Raw genomic sequence first — 15,529 nt, 5'->3', positions numbered from 1 at the left:
ACCATGGTCGACTCCGTCTCGCCGGCGCTCGCACGCCGCATCGCCCTCGCCGCCCAGGGCTTCGGGCGCTCCGTTCCCACGACGCCGGGCACGCGGCAGGTCTCCGGCGTGGTCGACCGGCTGGGGCTCCTGCAGATCGACTCGGTGAACGTGTTCGAGCGCAGCCACTACCTCCCCGCGTTCAGCCGCCTCGGGCGGTACGACCGCGAGCTGCTCGACCGCATGGCGTGGGGGCGCCGGGGGCGCCTCGTCGAGTACTGGGCGCACCAGGCGGCCTTCATCCCGCGAGAGCTGTGGCCGCTGTTCGAGTTCCGTCGCGCCGAGTACCGCCGCGAGGGCACGTCCGAGTGGGGCGGCTGGCTCAGCGAGAACCGCGAGCTCGCCGCATGGCTGCGCTCCGAGCTCGCCGAGAACGGACCCATGCCGGCGAGCGCGATCGAGCACGATGCGAACGAGCGGCGCGGGCCCTGGTGGGGCTGGTCCGATGCGAAGCGCACGCTCGAGTGGATGTTCCGGACCGGCGAGGTCGTCTGCGTCGAGCGTCGCCGGTTCGAGCGCGTCTACGCGCTCCCCGAGCAGGCGCTCGAGCCGCACCTGCTCGAGCACGGGCCGTCCGAGCCCGATTCGATCCGCCTGCTCGTCGAGCGGGCCGCGGCCGCGCTCGGCATCGCGACCTCGGCCGACCTGGCCGACTACTGGCGCATGCGGCAGGCCGACGTGCGCCCCGCGATCGCCGACCTCGTCGATGCGGGCGTGCTCGTGCCCGTCGAGGTGCCCGGCTGGGGCAACGGCGGCCGGCCGGGGCCCGCCTGGGTGCATCGCGACGCCCGCAGGCCGCGCCGCATCGAGGGCGTCGCGTTGCTCTCGCCGTTCGATCCCGTCGTGTGGTTCCGACCGCGGACCGAGCGCCTCTTCGACTTCCACTACCGCATCGAGATCTACACCCCCGAACCCCAGCGGAAGTTCGGCTACTACTCGCTCCCGGTGCTCGTCGACGACCGTGTGGTCGGCCGGGTCGACCTCAAGAGCGATCGCAAGGCCGGCGTGCTCCGCGTGCAGTCGGCGTGGGCCGAACAGGGAGCGCCGCCCGAGCTTGCGGAGCGCCTCGCGCCGGTGCTGCGCGAGGCGGCGGCATGGCAGGGGGTCGACGAGGTGTCGGTGGCCGGTCGCGGCGACCTCTCCCCCGCCCTGGGCGCCGCGCTCGGCGCTTCATCGACCAGGGCGGCGGCGATCTAGAAGCTGCGGCCCATCTCGTGGAGCCGCTGGACCCGCTCGGCGATCGGCGGGTGCGTCGCGAACAGCCGGTCGATGACGCCCGGCTTCAGCGGGTCGGCGATCCAGAGGTGCGCCATCGACGAGTTCTGCCGCCGCATCGGGCGCCCGTACTGCTCGAGCTTCAGGAGTGCTCGGGCGAGTGCGTCGGGGTGCCGCGTGGTCATCGCGCCCGTGGCATCCGCCAGGTACTCGCGCTGTCGTGAGATCGCGAGCTGCACGAGGCTCGCCACGAGCGGGGCGATGAGCATCGCGACGAGGCCGAAGATCATGACGACCGGGTTGCCGTTGTTGTTGCGGCCGAAGAACGCCATGCGCACGAACATGTCGGAGATGAAGCCGACGGCGACGACGAGGCCGAACACGATCATCGACAGCCGGATGTCGTAGTTGCGCACGTGCCCGAGCTCGTGCGCCATGACACCCTCGAGCTCCGAGTCGTCCATGATCTCGAGGAGCCCCGTGGTCGCCGCGACGACCGCGTGCTCGGGGTCGCGCCCCGTCGCGAAGGCGTTCGGCGCGGGGTCGGAGATCACGAAGACCCGCGGCATCGGGGTGCCCGTCGTGATCGAGAGGTTCTCGACCGTGCGCCACAGCCGCGGATGCTCCGACACGCTGTGGATCTCGACGGCCCCGGACATCGCCAGCGCCTGGCGGTCGGCGGTGAAGTACTGGAAGAGCGCGTACCCCGTCGCGATGACGAGCGTGATCACGACGATCGTGAGGTCCTGGTAGATCACCGCGGCGAGGTAGCCGAGTCCGCCGACGATGGCGAGGAAGAGGATGATCGTGAAGACGGAGTTGCGCTTGTTCCGGGCGATCGCTCGGTACATCGGCGGCTAGAACTGCACGCGCGGGGGCTCGGCGATCGCCGCCGCCTCCGTCACCTCGAAGAACTCGCGCTCGTGGAAGCCCAGGCTGCGGACGAACAGCGTGTTCGGGAAGACCTTGATCTTGGTGTTGAGTTCGCGCACGCCGCCGTTGTAGAAGCGGCGCGACGCCTGGATCTTGTCTTCGGTGTCGACCAGCTCGGACTGCAGCTGCAGGAAGTTCTGGCTCGCCTGGAGCTGGGGGTAGGCCTCGGCCACCGCGAAGATCGACTTCAGGGCCTGCTGCATGTGGTTCTCAGCGGCGGATGCCTCGGCCGGCCCGCTCGCGGACAGCGTCTCGGCGCGCGCCTTCGTCACGTTCTCGAAGACGGCCTTCTCGTGCGCGGCGTAGCCCTTGACCGCCTCGATGAGGTTCGGGATGAGGTCGGCGCGCCGCTTCAGCTGCACCGTGATGTCGCTCCAGGCCTCGTCGACGCGCACGTTGAGCGTGACGAGCGAGTTGTAGGTCGCCCACAGGTAGATGCCGATCACCAGGACGAGGACGACGACGATGATGAGCGGGATCAGCCATTCCATGGCGGGGACTCCTGAGGCTTCGGCGACGAAATCTGCGGACATTCAATCCTAACGATCACGCCGCTGACGTGCGGGGAACTCCCATGAGACTCGAAGCGAGCGGAGGCGCGCCTCCGGGCGTAGGCTCGGCCCGTGGACGAGTCCTCCGCCGCGCACGCGCGTCATCGCGCCCCGACCGAATCGGTTCAGGTGCCGGGTTCCGGCGGAGCGGATGGCGGCGACGCCGCCGAGGCCGTCATCGTGGTCCGCGACCTGCACGTGCGACGCGCGAAGACGCCGGTCCTGCACGGGCTCTCGCTCACCGTTCGGCGCGGACGCATCGTGGGGCTCCTCGGCCCGAGCGGCAGCGGCAAGACGACGCTCATGCGCTCGATCGTGGGCGTGCAGGTCGTGCAGTCCGGCACCGTGGAGGTCCTCGGCCTGGCCGCTGGTTCGCGCGAACTCCGCAGCCGCGTCGCCTACGTCACGCAGCAGCCGAGCGTCTACGACGACCTGACGGTGCGCCAGAACCTCGCCTACTTCGCGCGCGTGCTCGGCGTGCCGAAGGCGAAGGTCGACGAGGCGATCGCGCGGACGCACCTGGGCGACGTCGAGCGGCGCCTCGCCGGCTCGCTCTCCGGCGGGCAGCGGAGCCGGGTCTCGCTCGCCACCGCGCTCCTCGGCGATGCCGAGCTCCTCGTGCTCGACGAGCCCACGGTCGGGCTCGATCCGGTCCTCCGTGTCGAGCTGTGGGAGCTGTTCCACCAGCTCGCCGACGAGGGCGCGACGCTCATCGTCTCGAGCCACGTGATGGACGAGGCCAAGCGCTGCGACCAGCTCCTGCTCATGCGCAACGGCGAGCTCCTCGCCGACGCCACCGTGGCGAACGTGCTCGCCGCGACCGGCACCGACGACATGGAGACCGCGTTCCTCACGCTCATCGAGCGCGCGACGACGCCGATGACCGACGAGGAGGCGCCGCGATGACCCCGATGCGCACCCTCGCGACCGCCGGTCGGGTGCTCAGCCAGATCCGCCACGACCCTCGCACGATCGGCCTGCTCCTCGTCGTGCCGAGCCTGCTGATCGGCCTCGTCGCGTGGATCTTCACCGACACCGACGTGTTCGCCGACATCGGCCCGGCGATGATCGCGCTGTTCCCGTTCATCGTGATGTTCCTCGTCACGAGCATCGCGACGCTGCGCGAGCGCCGGACGGGTACGTTGGAGCGGCTGTTCTCGATGCCGCTCGGCAAAGGCGACTTCATCCTCGGGTACGCGCTCGCCTTCGGCCTGCTCGCGATCTTCCAGACGGCGATCGCGGTGTCGTGGGCCGTCTGGGTGTGCGGCCTCGAGATCGAGGGGTCGGTCTGGCTCCTGTTCGCGGTCGCGGTCGCGGACGCCCTGCTCGGCACGTCGCTCGGGCTCCTCGCGAGCGCGTTCGCGCGCACCGAGTTCCAGGTCGTGCAGTTCATGCCGGTGCTCGTGTTCCCTCAGATCCTGTTGGGCGGCATCTTCCTGCCCCGCGACCAGCTGCCCGAGGTGCTCCAGGCGATCGGCGATGCGCTTCCGCTGAGCTTCGCGATCGATGCGCTCACGGCCGTCGCCGACGGTTCGGAGGACGCCGCGTGGATCTGGGGGAAGGTCCTCGTGATCGGGGCGTGGATCATCGGGTCGATCGTGCTCGGGTCGATCACGCTGCGCCGTCGAACGCCCTGACCGTCGACCGGCCGCCCCGCCCCTCGGCGCCGCCGAGCACGCGGTCGAGGTGCGGGTTCGCGAACCGCCGGTCGGGGTCGAGTCGGTCGCGCACCTCGAGGAACTCGTCGAAGCGCGGGTAGACCTCGCGGAGCGTCTCGGCCGTCTGCGTGTGCATCTTGCCCCAGTGCGGCCGTCCGCCGAAGGACCGCATGATCTCCTCGACGCCGGCGAAGTACTCGGTCGGGTCCTCGCGGAAGTACCGGTGCACGGCGATGTACCCGGTCTGCCGTCCGTAGGCGGTCGAGAGCCAGTTCTCGTCGGATGCCGCGGCGCGCACCTCGATCGGGAAGCTGATGCGCCATCCGCGTGCCTCGATCAGCGAGCGGATGGCGCGGAACGCCTCCGGGATCGCCTCGAGCGGGATCGCGTACTCCATCTCGCGGAACCGGACCGACCGGTTCGTCGTGAACACGTTCGGCGAGAAGTCGCTGAAGTCGCGATTGCCCGTGAACCGATCGACGAGGCGGGCGAGCGGCGGCGTGACCGGGGGCGCGATCCGGCCCAGCGCGCACATCGCGCGGTAGACGCCGTTCGCGAGCACTTCGTCGGAGAGCCAGCGCTCGGCGCGACCGAGCGGCGTACGGTGCGCGTCGCCGGGCAGCCGCGTGTTCGTCTTCGTCAGGGCTGTCGCCGTGTGCGGGAACCAGTAGAACTCGAAGTGGTCGTGCTCGCGGACCCGTGGCATCCACTCGTCGAGCACCAGGTCGAGCGGCTCGGTCCGTTCGACGGCGTGCAGCACGAAGCGCGGCACGAGCTGGAGCGTGAGCTCGGTGATCACGCCGAGCGCGCCGAGGCCGACCCGCACCGCGGGAAGCAGTTCGGGCCGCTCGGTCTCGCTCACCGTGAGGAGTTCGCCGGTGCCGGTGACGAGCCGCGCGCCGACGACCTGCGTCGCGAGGCCGCCGAAGCCGATGCCGGTGCCGTGCGTGCCCGTCGAGGTCGCCCCGGAGATCGTCTGCCGGTCGATGTCGCCCATGTTCGGCATCGCGAGGCCGTACGGCGCGAGCAGGTGCGGGAGTCGATGCAGCGGGGTGCCGGCGCCGAGCGAGACGCGCCCGGTCGCGGCATCCGCGGCATACACGCCCGAGAGGTCGGCGAGGTCGAGCTGGATGTCGGGGGCCGCCGCGATCGCCGTGAAGCTGTGGCCCGAGCCGACGGGCTTGATGCGCCGCCCCTCGGCCGCGACGACCGCGCGCTGCACGGCGCCCTCGTCGGCCGGACGCTCGATCCGGTTCGGACGCACCGCCGCGGTGCGCCCCCAGTTGCGCCAGACCGCTCCGCTCGCCGTCACAGGAACGCCTTCCCCTCTCCACGGTACGTCGGCACGGTGCCGACGACCTCGTCGCCGTCGACGAGCGCGAACTCGTTCAGGTGCTCGGCGAGCTCGCCCGACTTCGTGTGCCGCAGCCAGACCCGGTCGCCGGGCCGGAGCCGCGGCGCACCGCGCCCGGTCACCGGGGTCTGCACCTCGCCGGCGCCCTCCCGCGGCAGCATCCTCAGCTCCTCGGGCCAGGCGATCCGCGGCAATCGATCGCCGCCGGGCGGACCCGAGGCCACCCAGCCGCCGCCGAGGATCGTCGCGTGGCGCGCACTCGGCGAACGCACCACGTCGAGCGCGAACGCGGCCGCCGGCGCGGGCGTGAAGTGCGCGTAGCCGTCGAACAGGTGGCCCGCGAGGATGCCCGAGCCCGCGCCGAGCTCGGTGACCGACGGGTCGGCCGCGGTGGCCTCGAGCGAGCCGGTGCCGCCGCCGTTGACGAACTCGAGATCGGCGTGGCGGCGCACCGCGGCGACGGCTCGCGCCCGGCGGTCGACGAGTTCGGGCATCGAGCGGGACTGCATCCAGCGGTTGACGGCCCCGTCGACCGGGCGACCGTGCGGCGCGTTCGCGACGCCCGCGACCTGCGCCTCGTACGCCATCACGCCGACCAGGCGGAACCCGCGGCGGCCGGCGACGTACGCGGCGAGCGCGCCGGCGTCGTCGGGTTCGTGCACCGGCGATCGCCGGACGCCGAGGTGACCGAGCACGGGCGCGTGCCACGAGGCGTCGAGCTCGAGGCACACCCGGATCTCCTCGCGCTGCGACGGCGGGAGGACGGCGTCCACGAGGTCGAGTTGCGCGGGCGCGTCGACCATGAGCGTGATGCGGCGCGCCAGGTCGGGGTCGGTCGAGAGCCGGCGGATGCCCGCGGTCTCCGCAGTGGGGTACCCGACGACGAGGTCGTCGAGCCGCGGCATCCGCTCGGCCAGCCAGATCGCCTCGGCGAGCGTGTATGCGAGCACGCCCCGGTAGCCGGGGAGGTCGAGGAGGGCTTCGATCACCGCCCTGACTCGCACGGACTTCGTCGCGATGCGGATCGGCGTGCCCGCGGCGCGGCGCAGCATCTCGTGCGCGTTCCAGCGGAGGGCGCCCAGGTGCAGCGCGCCGACGGGCGCGTCCAGGTGCCGCGTCGCCTCGTTGAGCGCCGGCCAGTGGGCGGATGGCTCGAGCCAGGGCTGCGCGCCGACGGCGCGCTCGGCCGGAGCGTGCGCCGCGGCATCCGTCGTCGCCGTCGTGGCGCCGCGCAGGTCGAGCGCGGCCGTCACCGGACGCCCCGCACCCGCGAGACCGCGACCGCACCGGCGAACGCGAACGCCGCGCCGAGTGCGAAGACGAGCGTGAACGAGCCCGTCGCGGCGACGGCGAGCGCGCCGAGCAGCGGGCCGATCGACTGGGGCACGGCGGTCGCGATGTTCATGATGCCGAGGTCCTTGCCGCGCGCGGCGGGATCGGGAAGCACCTGGGTCGCGAGCGCCTGGTCGACCGAGAGGAAGCACCCGTACGCGAGGCCGAGGAGGCCGGCCGCGACCATCGCGACGGCGACGGACGGCATGACGGCGAGCAGCAGCGCCGCGACCCCCTGCAGCGCCGACGCGAGGAGCACGAAGATCCGCCGCCGTCCGAGCGCATCGGAGAGCCGGCCGAACGCGAGCGAGGCGATGATCACGAAGACCATGTAGATCAGGGTCAGCACGAGCAGGTCGTCCTCGGCGTTCGGGTCGCCGAGGCCGAACATCAGGAAGTACAGCAGCAAGCTCGTGCCGAGCGCGTTGCCGATCGAGACGAGCACGCGACTCAGCAGGGTCCAGCCGAAGTCGGGGTGCGCGCGCGGGCTGATCCAGAGGCTCGAGAGGATGCCGCGGGCGGTCACGCGTGCGCGCTCGGCTGGGGCGAGCGGGGCGTCGGGGCGGAGGAGGAACGGAACCGCCAGCACGAGGAGCGCCGCCGCGATCACGGCATAGCCCGTGAGCTGACCCGTGAACACCATGGTCACGAGCACGAGGCCGAGGATGATCCCGACGGCCTGCGGTGCCGACATCCACCCCGAGACCACGCCGCGCTGCTCGACCGGCACCTGGTCGGAGATCGTCGCCGTCAGCGCCGCGGTCATCACGCAGAAGCCGATGGTCGCGCCGACCCACGCCACGCCGATGGCCCACAGTTCGTGCTGGAGGCCGAGCAGCACGAGCGACCCGGCGAAGAGGACGGCGCCGCCCGCGATCCACGGCCGGCGACGGCCGAACCGCGACGTGGTCCGGTCGGAGAGGGCGCCTGTCAGCGGGTAGGCGATCACGACGAAGACGGCGGCGATCCCGGAGACCACGCCGAACGCGACGACGCTCTCGATCCAGTCGTCGGGGTGCAGCTCGGCGTCGATCTGGGCCGGCAGCAGCAGTTGCACGGGGGTGAGCTGCGCCATCCAGATGCCGAGCCAGGCCGCGGCGAACGCGGCCATCCAACCGGCGCGGACCGGGCGGGTGGGTTCCTCGAACGCGCCGGCGGCCGGCGTCGTGGTCGACGCCGCTCCGGGCGGCGTGGGCGAGGCGTCGTGGGTCCGGGTCACCGGGGTTCCGCCATTCTCGAGAGGGCGTCGGCGGCGGCGCGGGCGGCCGCCAGCGCGGCGTCGTCGTCGCGGTGGACGAGCCAGTTCAGGGTGATGCCGTCGGAGAACGCGATGAGCACCCCGGCCACCTCCGACACGGGCGCGCGCCACGTGACGCCGGCCCGCTCGGCGGCGAGCGTGAGCGCGCGCTCGGCGAGGTCGGCGTACCGCCGGTACTGGGCGACGGCGAGCGGATGCCGCTCCGGCGCGCGCAGCGCGTGCTGCGTGAGCTCGAGCATGGCCTGCTCGTGCGCCGGATCGGCCCGCAGGTGCTCGAGGTAGCGACGGAAGGCCGCGTCGACGACCTCGCGCAGGTCGCCGTCGACGTCGGGCAGGGGCAGCACGGCCTGGGCCTCACGCGCGACGACGGTCGCGATGAGCTCGTCGAGGAACGCGTCGCGCGAGTCGAACGCGTAGTGGAAGCTCGCCAGCGACATCCCCGCCTCGGCCACGATGGCCCGCGTGCTCGCGCCGGCGATGCCCTCGCGCGCGATGACGCGCAGGCCCGCCTCGATGAGCACCGGGCGGCGCTCGGCGGCGGACATGCGGGACACGGCGCTCCTCTCGGACTCGTGCTCGGCGCCTTGGGCGAGACACGAAAACTGGGACGATCGTCCCAGTTCGACCCAGTATGCACGCACCGCGCGCATCGCACCAGCCTCCCGCTACGCTCGCCTCATGCGCCTCGGGGTTCTCGACGTCGGATCCAACACCGTCCACCTGCTGGTGGTCGACGCGCACCCCGGCGCGCGCCCGATCCCGGCCGCGTCGCACAAGGCGGTGCTGCGACTCATGCGCTACCTCGACGACGACGGGTCGATCAGCCAGGACGGCGTCGACGCCATCCTCGAGGCCGTGCGCGAGGCATCCGCTGTCGCGAAGGAATCGGGCATCGACGAACTGCTCGCGTTCGCCACCTCCGCGATCCGCGAGGCCACGAACGGCGCCGAGGTGCTCGCCCTCATCGAGGAGGCCGCCGGCATCCACCTCGACGTCCTGAGCGGCGCCGACGAGGCGCGCATCACGTTCCTCGCCGTGCGCCGCTGGTACGGCTGGTCGGCCGGCCGCATCCTGCTCTTCGACATCGGGGGCGGGTCGCTCGAGATCGCGCACGGCGGCGACGAGGTCCCCGACCACGCCCGGTCGGTGCCCCTCGGCGCCGGCCGTTCCACGATCGAGTACCTCGCCACCGACCCGCCGACCGACGAGCAGGTCGACGCGCTCCGCGCGCACGCGCGCGCCGTGCTGCGCTCGACCGTCGAGGAGATCGGCGGCATCCCCGAGGTCGACCACGTCGTCGGGTCGTCGAAGACCATCCGGTCGCTCGCCCGGCTCGCCGGGAGCACCGAGGAGGGCGTCGGCTCGGAGGAGCGCAGCATCCTGAAGCTCTCACGCCTCGACGACTGGATCCCGCGCCTGGCGAAGATCCCCGCCGACGCGCGGCCGAACCTGCCCGGCATCACCGCCGACCGGACCTTCCAGATCGTCGCCGGGGCCGTGGTGCTCTCCGAGACCATGCGCGCGTTCAAGGCGAAGACGCTCGAGGTCTCGCCCTGGGCCCTCCGTGAGGGCCTGATCCTGCGGCGGATCGACCGGCTCTCCTGAGGCGGCCGCGGCCGGCCGCCGATCGGCGGTATCGACGGCATCGGTCACCCCGGATTCGGTGCTCCCGCTGGGATTCGAACCCAGACTGAGGCGAGTTTAAGTCGCCTGCCTCTGCCGATTGGGCTACGGGAGCGCGGTACCGGCCCGAGGGCCGGCACCGCGTCACAGCATAGGCGCCCTACTTGGCGGCGACGGCCTTCTCGGCCGGCTTCGCCGACTTCGTCACGGCCTTCTTGGCCTCGGGCTTCGCCGGGGCGGCGGGTGCGGCGACCTCGCCGGCCGGCTTCGGACGGGCGGCGAAGCGCTCGAACTCGGCACGCGGGTTCTGCACGGCGCTGAGCGAGACGATGTCGCGGCCGAGCCAGAAGTTGTTCCACCAACCCCAGAACACGCGGAACTTGCGCTCCCACGTGGGCATCGCGAGGCCGTGGTAGCCGCGGTGCGCGAACCACGCGAGAAGGCCCGTGATCGCGATCTTGCCCGACTGGAACGCACCGGAGCCGATGCCGAGGCCGGCGACCGCGCCGAGGTTCTTGTGGATGTAGTCCTTCGGCTCCTCGCCGCGGAGGACCGCGACGATGTTCTTCGCCATGAGCTTGCCCTGGCGCACCGCGTGCTGTGCGTTCGGAACGCAGTAGCCGCCGACGCCTCCGCCGGTGAGGTCGGGCACGGCGGCGATGTCGCCGGCCGCCCACGCGTCGGGAACGATGTCGTCCTCGTCGCCCACGCGGAGGTCGGGACGGGCCTTGATGCGCCCTCGCTCCTCGACGGGCAGGTCGCTCGTGCGCACGATGGCCGGGTTCGCCATGACGCCCGCGGTCCACACGATGAGGTCGGTCTCGAAGGTCTCGCCCGTCGAGAGCTCGATCCGGCCGTCGACCGCGCTCGTGAGCTGCGTGTCGAGGTGGATCTCGGCGCCGCGCTGGGCCAGGTGCTTGATGACCCAGTGGCTCGTCGGGAGCGACACCTCGGGCATGATGCGGCCCATCGCCTCGATGAGGTGGAAGTGGGTGTCGTCGAACGAGAGCTGCGGGTAGAACTCGAGCAGCGCGCTCGCGAACGAACGGAGCTCGGCGAACACCTCGATGCCGGCGAAGCCGCCGCCCACGACGACGACCGTCAGCAGGCGGTCGCGCTCGGGGCCGGCCGGCAGGTTCGCGGCCTTGTCGAAGTTCGTGAGCAGGCGGTCGCGGATCGCGACGGCCTCCTCGATCGTCTTGAGGCCGTACGCCTGGTCGGCGACGCCGGGGATCGGGAAGGTGCGCGAGACGGCACCGCCGGTGACCACGACCACGTCGTAGTCGAACTGCCACGGCTCGCCGGCCTCGGGCGTGATGGTCGCGGACTTCGACGCGTGGTCGATGCCGGTCACCTTCGCCGTGATGACGTTGGTCTTCTTCAGGTGACGACGCAGCGACACCACCGAGTGGCGGGCCTCGATCGAACCCGCGGCCACCTCGGGGAGGAAGGGCTGGTAGGTCATGTAGGGCAGCGGGTCGACGACGGTCACCTCGGCTTCGCCGGGACGCAGCCACTTCTCGAGCTTCCACGCCGTGTAGAACCCCGCATAGCCGCCACCGACGATCAGAATCTTGGGCACGGTGAATGGACTCCTTGGATCTGTGATGCCTGCGTCGCCTACGCGTCGGACCGCGTGGAACGCCTGATGTGCCGAGTGGCGCCGATGCCCAACAGCGCTGCTAGCGTACCAAACCCGGCGACCAGCGAGAGCGGCACCGTGATATAAGACAACGTCCACGGGGTCGGCAGGAGCGTCTTCGCGCTGTCCGCTCGCGGCGGCGGCGGGTCGGCGATCGGCACGATCTCCTGGTCGTCGGTGCTCCCCGAGCCCTCCTCATCGGGAACGTCGGCGCGCCGGTGGACGCGGATCCACTCCTCGAGGCTGCCCAGGGGATTCTGCTCCACCGCCTCGACCTCGGCAGTGAGTGCCGCGACCGGATCGATGATGCCGTAGCCGTACAGCGGGCCGGGCACCTCCTCGCCCTTCGGGTCGGCGGTGCGGATGACGCGGTTGATGACGTTCGCGGCATCCAGCTCGGGGTACTCGGCGCGCACGAGCGCGACGAGACCCGACACGAGCGGTGCGGCAGCGCTGGTGCCCGACCACACGACGTGGCTGCCGTCGGGCAGCACGCCGACGAGGTCCTCGCTCGGCGCGGCGACGGCGATGGTGATGCCTTGGGAGCTCGCGTCGAAGCTCGCATTCTGGTCGCGGTCGACGCCGGCGACGGCGAGCACGCCCGGGATGGTCGCGGGCGCGCCGACCTGAGTGGTCCCGGATCCCCGGTTGCCGGCCGCGGCGACCACGACGACGTCGTTCTCGAACGCGTAGAGGAACGCGTCGTCCCAGCTCTCGGGCCAGTCGGGCGTGTTCCGGGTGAGCGACATGTTGATGACGTCGGCTCCGTTGTCGACCGCCCACACCACGGCCTCGGCGATCTGCTCGTCGTTCGTCTTCTCGGCGCCGGTCTCGAGGCCGAAGGCGACGGATGCCGTCAGCAGGTCGGCATCGGGCGCGACGCCGATCACGCCGTTGCCCTCACCGGTGCCGCGACCGGCCAGGAGCGAGGCCACCATCGTGCCGTGCTCCTCCTCTTCGCCGACCGGCGTCTGGCCGTCGGGAGAGCCGATGCCCGAGACATCCGTGCCCCCGATCACGACGCCCTGCAACTCGGCGACGTCGCCGTTCACGCCGGTGTCGATGATCGCGACGGTCACGCCGTCACCGCGCGACGTGGTCCACGCCTGCGTGAAGCCGTAATCGTTGAGCCAGTACTCGAGGTCGCGCACGGTGTCGGCCTGCGCCGGGGCGGCCCCGGAGAGCGCGAGCACCCCGGCGACGAGGGCGCCGACGCTCGCACGCCAGATCGAGCGTCGGCGCGCGGGCCTCGACGACCGCTCAGCGGGTCGCCGAACGCGACGGCTGCGGGCCGGACTCACGCGGGCGCCTCCTCGTCGACGTCGTCGACGCCGTAGTCGGGGCACCGGCAGACAGCGGGCGACCACGTCGACCGTTCGAGTGCCAGGTCGCCGATCGGATTCACCCCGGGACCGGCGGCGAGGGCGTGGCCGGCGAGCGCGTGCAGGCACTTGACGCGGGTCGGCATGCCGCCCGCCGAGACGCCCGCGATCTCGTCGACGACGCCGAACATCTCGCGGTCGGCGAGGTACTGCTCGTGCGCCGCGCGATACGCCTCCCGGAGCTCGGCGTCGTCGGCGAGCAGCTCGGTGAACTCGACCATGAGCTGCGCGGCCTCGAGGAACGACATCGCGGCCGTCGCCACCGGGTGCGTCAGGTAGTAGAAGGTCGGGAACGGCGTGCCGTCGGAGAGCCGCGGGCGTGTCGAGACCACCGTGGGCGCACCGCACACGCAGCGCGCCGCGATGCCGACGACGTCGCGCGCGGGTCGGCCGAGCTGGACCGACACGATCCGGAGGTCGCGCTCGGTGACGGGTTCGAACGGCGGGCGGGTCATCGGGTCCCCTCGTCGGCGGGCTGGTCGGTCGGGTCGGGTTCGGTGCCGGCCGGGTCGGGCGCGGTACCCGCGCCATCCGTCGCGCTCTGAGCGAGCCCCGCGGTCATGACCGATCGCAGCATCGTCTGCATCCAGTCGCCCCGCGCCTCGGTGACCTCGGCGGACACCGCGCGATCGGCGGAGACCGCGGCGGCGGGATCGCGGTCGTCGATGACGAGGTAGCTGACCTCGCCCGGAAGCACGTAGTACAGCCGTTCGCGGGCCTGGGTCACGATGAAGGTCTCGTCGTTCCACCGCTCGCGCTCGTCGGTGAGGCGCGCGACCTCGGCCTCCTGCCGGGCGACGTCGGCCTTCAGCTCGGCGATCTGCTGCCGCTGCGCGGCGTACGCCGCGATGCTCGGCGCGAGGACCACCACGGCGAGCACGAGGACGCCCATCATGATGATCGAGAAGCCCGAGAACCGGATGCCGGCGAGCCAGGTCTCCGCGACCTGGCGGATCGACTGGCGCGGCGCGCGCTTCGCCTTCGCGGGCTTCGCCATCGCGGACTTCGCCTTCGCGGACTTCGCGGTCGCGGTCTTCGCCGCCGCGGACTTCTGCGTCGCGGACTTCTGCGCGGCGCGGTCGGCGTTCGTGGTGCCGGGCCTCGTACGCTCCGGACGCGAGGGACGACGTGCAGCGTTCATCGTCCTCCTCACCTCCTGGAAACGACCGACGGGGGCGGCCTCCGGCCACCCCCGTCGTGCGTCTCAGGTACGCGTCACGCCGTGAAGCGCGGGAATGCCGAGCGGCCCGCGTACTCCGCGGCCTCGCCGAGCTCTTCTTCGATCCTCAGAAGCTGATTGTACTTGGCCACTCGCTCGGACCTGGCGGGCGCGCCCGTCTTGATCTGACCGCAATCGGTCGAGACGGCGAGGTCGGCGATCGTCGTGTCCTCGGTCTCGCCCGAGCGGTGCGAGAGCACGGCGGTGTAGCCGGCGCGCTGCGCGAGCTTGACGGCGTCGAGCGTCTCGGTGAGCGTGCCGATCTGGTTGACCTTCACGAGGATCGAGTTGCCCGCGTGCTTGGCGATGCCGTCGGCGAGGCGCGCCGGGTTGGTGACGAACAGGTCGTCGCCGACGAGCTGCAGCTTCGAACCGAGCTCGGAGGTGAGCGTCGCCCAGCCCTCCCAGTCGTCCTCGGCCAGCGGGTCCTCGATCGAGACGAGCGGGTACGCGGCGGCGAGCTCGGCGTAGTACGCGCTCATCTCGGCCGCGGTGCGGTCCTGGCCCTCGAAGCGGTAGACGCCGTTCTCGAAGAACTCGGTCGATGCGACATCCAGACCCAGCGCGATGTCGGTGCCGAGCGTGAAGCCGGCCTTGCCGATCGCCTCGGCGATGAGGTCGAGCGCCGCGCGGTTGTTCTCGAGGTCGGGCGCGAAGCCGCCCTCGTCGCCGAGGCCCGTCGAGAGGCCCTTCGACTTCAGCAGGCTCTTCAGCGCGTGGTAGGTCTCGACGCCCCAGCGGAGGCCCTCGGAGTAGGTCGGCGCGCCGACCGGGAGGACCATGAACTCCTGGATGTCGACGCCGGTGTCGGCGTGCGCGCCGCCGTTGATGATGTTCATCATCGGAACCGGGAGCACGTGCGCGTTCGGGCCGCCGAGGTAGCGGAAGAGCGGCAGGTCGGCCGAGTCGGCCGCGGCCTTGGCGACCGCGAGGCTCACGCCGAGGATCGCGTTCGCGCCGAGGCGGCTCTTGTTGTCGGTGCCGTCGGCCTCGATGAGGGCGGCGTCGACGACGCGCTGGTCGGCGGCGTCGAGGTCTTCGATGGCCGGGCCGAGCTCGTCGAGCACGGCGTCGACGGCCTTCTGCACGCCCTTGCCGAGGTAGCGGTCGGCCTCGCCGTCGCGCAGCTCGTACGCTTCGAACGCGCCGGTCGACGCCCCCGAGGGCACCGCGGCCCGCGAGACGGTCCCGTCGTCGAGGAGGACCTCGACCTCGACCGTGGGGTTGCCGCGCGAATCCAGGATCTCCCGTGCGCCGACAGCTTCGATGAATGCCACAGTGAACTCCTCTGTGATGGGGATGTGCGTGGACGACTCCGTCGTT

Annotated in this window: 15 protein-coding genes and 1 tRNA gene; 4 read left to right on the top strand and 12 right to left on the bottom strand. The window is 71.8% G+C overall.

Annotated features, from left to right (window positions below):
• Nucleotides 1-3 precede the first annotated feature (3 nt).
• A complete protein-coding gene (locus GJ743_RS08815) occupies nt 4-1,236 on the top strand; it encodes a winged helix-turn-helix domain-containing protein (protein ID WP_155051529.1) in 1,233 nt (410 codons plus the stop codon).
• On the opposite strand, the gene GJ743_RS08810 is transcribed toward GJ743_RS08815, so the two are convergent.
• Entirely contained in the window at nt 1,233-2,105 is an 873-nt protein-coding gene (locus tag GJ743_RS08810; RefSeq protein WP_155051528.1) for a M48 family metalloprotease, read from the bottom strand. The two genes, GJ743_RS08815 and GJ743_RS08810, sit on opposite strands and share 4 nt — an antisense overlap.
• Nucleotides 2,106-2,111: 6 nt before the next feature.
• Nucleotides 2,112-2,678, bottom strand: a complete 567-nt coding sequence (locus GJ743_RS08805) for a LemA family protein (RefSeq protein WP_155051527.1) — start codon at nt 2,676-2,678, stop codon at nt 2,112-2,114.
• A gap of 132 nt (nt 2,679-2,810) precedes the next feature.
• Here GJ743_RS08805 and GJ743_RS08800 point away from each other — a divergent pair, with 132 nt between their 5' ends.
• Both GJ743_RS08800 and GJ743_RS08795 read left to right on the top strand, forming a co-directional pair.
• Nucleotides 2,811-3,644: an ABC transporter ATP-binding protein gene (locus GJ743_RS08800; protein WP_376862008.1), complete on the top strand. Its 834-nt coding sequence runs from the start codon at nt 2,811-2,813 to the stop codon at nt 3,642-3,644.
• Complete coding sequence (locus GJ743_RS08795; RefSeq protein WP_155051526.1) at nt 3,641-4,375, top strand: ABC transporter permease; 735 nt, start codon at nt 3,641-3,643, stop codon at nt 4,373-4,375. Before GJ743_RS08800 ends, GJ743_RS08795 begins: the two co-directional genes overlap by 4 nt.
• On the opposite strand, the gene GJ743_RS08790 is transcribed toward GJ743_RS08795, so the two are convergent.
• From GJ743_RS08790 to GJ743_RS08775, 4 genes are read right to left on the bottom strand one after another with little or no spacing between them, the layout of a single operon-like run.
• Nucleotides 4,350-5,708, bottom strand: a complete 1,359-nt coding sequence (locus tag GJ743_RS08790) for a D-arabinono-1,4-lactone oxidase (RefSeq protein ID WP_196216968.1) — start codon at nt 5,706-5,708, stop codon at nt 4,350-4,352. The two genes, GJ743_RS08795 and GJ743_RS08790, sit on opposite strands and share 26 nt — an antisense overlap.
• A complete protein-coding gene (locus GJ743_RS08785; protein WP_376862006.1) occupies nt 5,705-7,003 on the bottom strand; it encodes an alanine racemase in 1,299 nt (432 codons plus the stop codon). Before GJ743_RS08785 ends, GJ743_RS08790 begins: the two co-directional genes overlap by 4 nt.
• Nucleotides 7,000-8,301 carry an MFS transporter gene (locus GJ743_RS08780; protein WP_328288980.1) on the bottom strand — a complete coding sequence of 434 codons (1,302 nt, stop codon included), beginning with the start codon at nt 8,299-8,301 and terminating at the stop codon, nt 7,000-7,002. Before GJ743_RS08780 ends, GJ743_RS08785 begins: the two co-directional genes overlap by 4 nt.
• Nucleotides 8,298-8,885: a TetR/AcrR family transcriptional regulator gene (locus GJ743_RS08775; protein WP_230386680.1), complete on the bottom strand. Its 588-nt coding sequence runs from the start codon at nt 8,883-8,885 to the stop codon at nt 8,298-8,300. Before GJ743_RS08775 ends, GJ743_RS08780 begins: the two co-directional genes overlap by 4 nt.
• A 133-nt stretch (nt 8,886-9,018) precedes the next feature.
• On the opposite strand from GJ743_RS08775, the gene GJ743_RS08770 reads away from it, so the two are divergent.
• Nucleotides 9,019-9,945 carry a Ppx/GppA phosphatase family protein gene (locus GJ743_RS08770; protein WP_155051524.1) on the top strand — a complete coding sequence of 309 codons (927 nt, stop codon included), beginning with the start codon at nt 9,019-9,021 and terminating at the stop codon, nt 9,943-9,945.
• Between the two features lie 59 nt (nt 9,946-10,004).
• On the opposite strand, the gene GJ743_RS08765 is transcribed toward GJ743_RS08770, so the two are convergent.
• The 6 genes from GJ743_RS08765 to eno form a co-directional block, all read right to left on the bottom strand.
• Nucleotides 10,005-10,078, bottom strand: a tRNA-Leu gene (locus GJ743_RS08765).
• Between the two features lie 45 nt (nt 10,079-10,123).
• A complete protein-coding gene (locus GJ743_RS08760) occupies nt 10,124-11,545 on the bottom strand; it encodes an NAD(P)/FAD-dependent oxidoreductase (protein WP_328288979.1) in 1,422 nt (473 codons plus the stop codon).
• Nucleotides 11,546-11,583: 38 nt separating this feature from the next.
• A complete protein-coding gene (locus tag GJ743_RS08755; RefSeq protein WP_328288978.1) occupies nt 11,584-12,906 on the bottom strand; it encodes a S8 family serine peptidase in 1,323 nt (440 codons plus the stop codon).
• Nucleotides 12,903-13,442: a DUF501 domain-containing protein gene (locus tag GJ743_RS08750; RefSeq protein ID WP_155051523.1), complete on the bottom strand. Its 540-nt coding sequence runs from the start codon at nt 13,440-13,442 to the stop codon at nt 12,903-12,905. Before GJ743_RS08750 ends, GJ743_RS08755 begins: the two co-directional genes overlap by 4 nt.
• Nucleotides 13,439-14,128: an FtsB family cell division protein gene (locus GJ743_RS08745; protein WP_230386663.1), complete on the bottom strand. Its 690-nt coding sequence runs from the start codon at nt 14,126-14,128 to the stop codon at nt 13,439-13,441. Before GJ743_RS08745 ends, GJ743_RS08750 begins: the two co-directional genes overlap by 4 nt.
• A 74-nt stretch (nt 14,129-14,202) precedes the next feature.
• Nucleotides 14,203-15,483, bottom strand: coding sequence for a phosphopyruvate hydratase (gene eno / locus GJ743_RS08740; protein WP_328288977.1), 1,281 nt, complete (start codon nt 15,481-15,483; stop codon nt 14,203-14,205).
• Nucleotides 15,484-15,529 lie beyond the last annotated feature (46 nt).

This window comes from Agromyces bracchium, assembly GCF_009709675.1.
In the GTDB taxonomy this organism is placed as follows: Bacteria; Actinomycetota; Actinomycetes; order Actinomycetales; family Microbacteriaceae; genus Agromyces; species Agromyces bracchium.
Note: the sequence above shows the minus strand (reverse complement) of the source record. Positions and strands in the feature narration are given on the sequence as shown.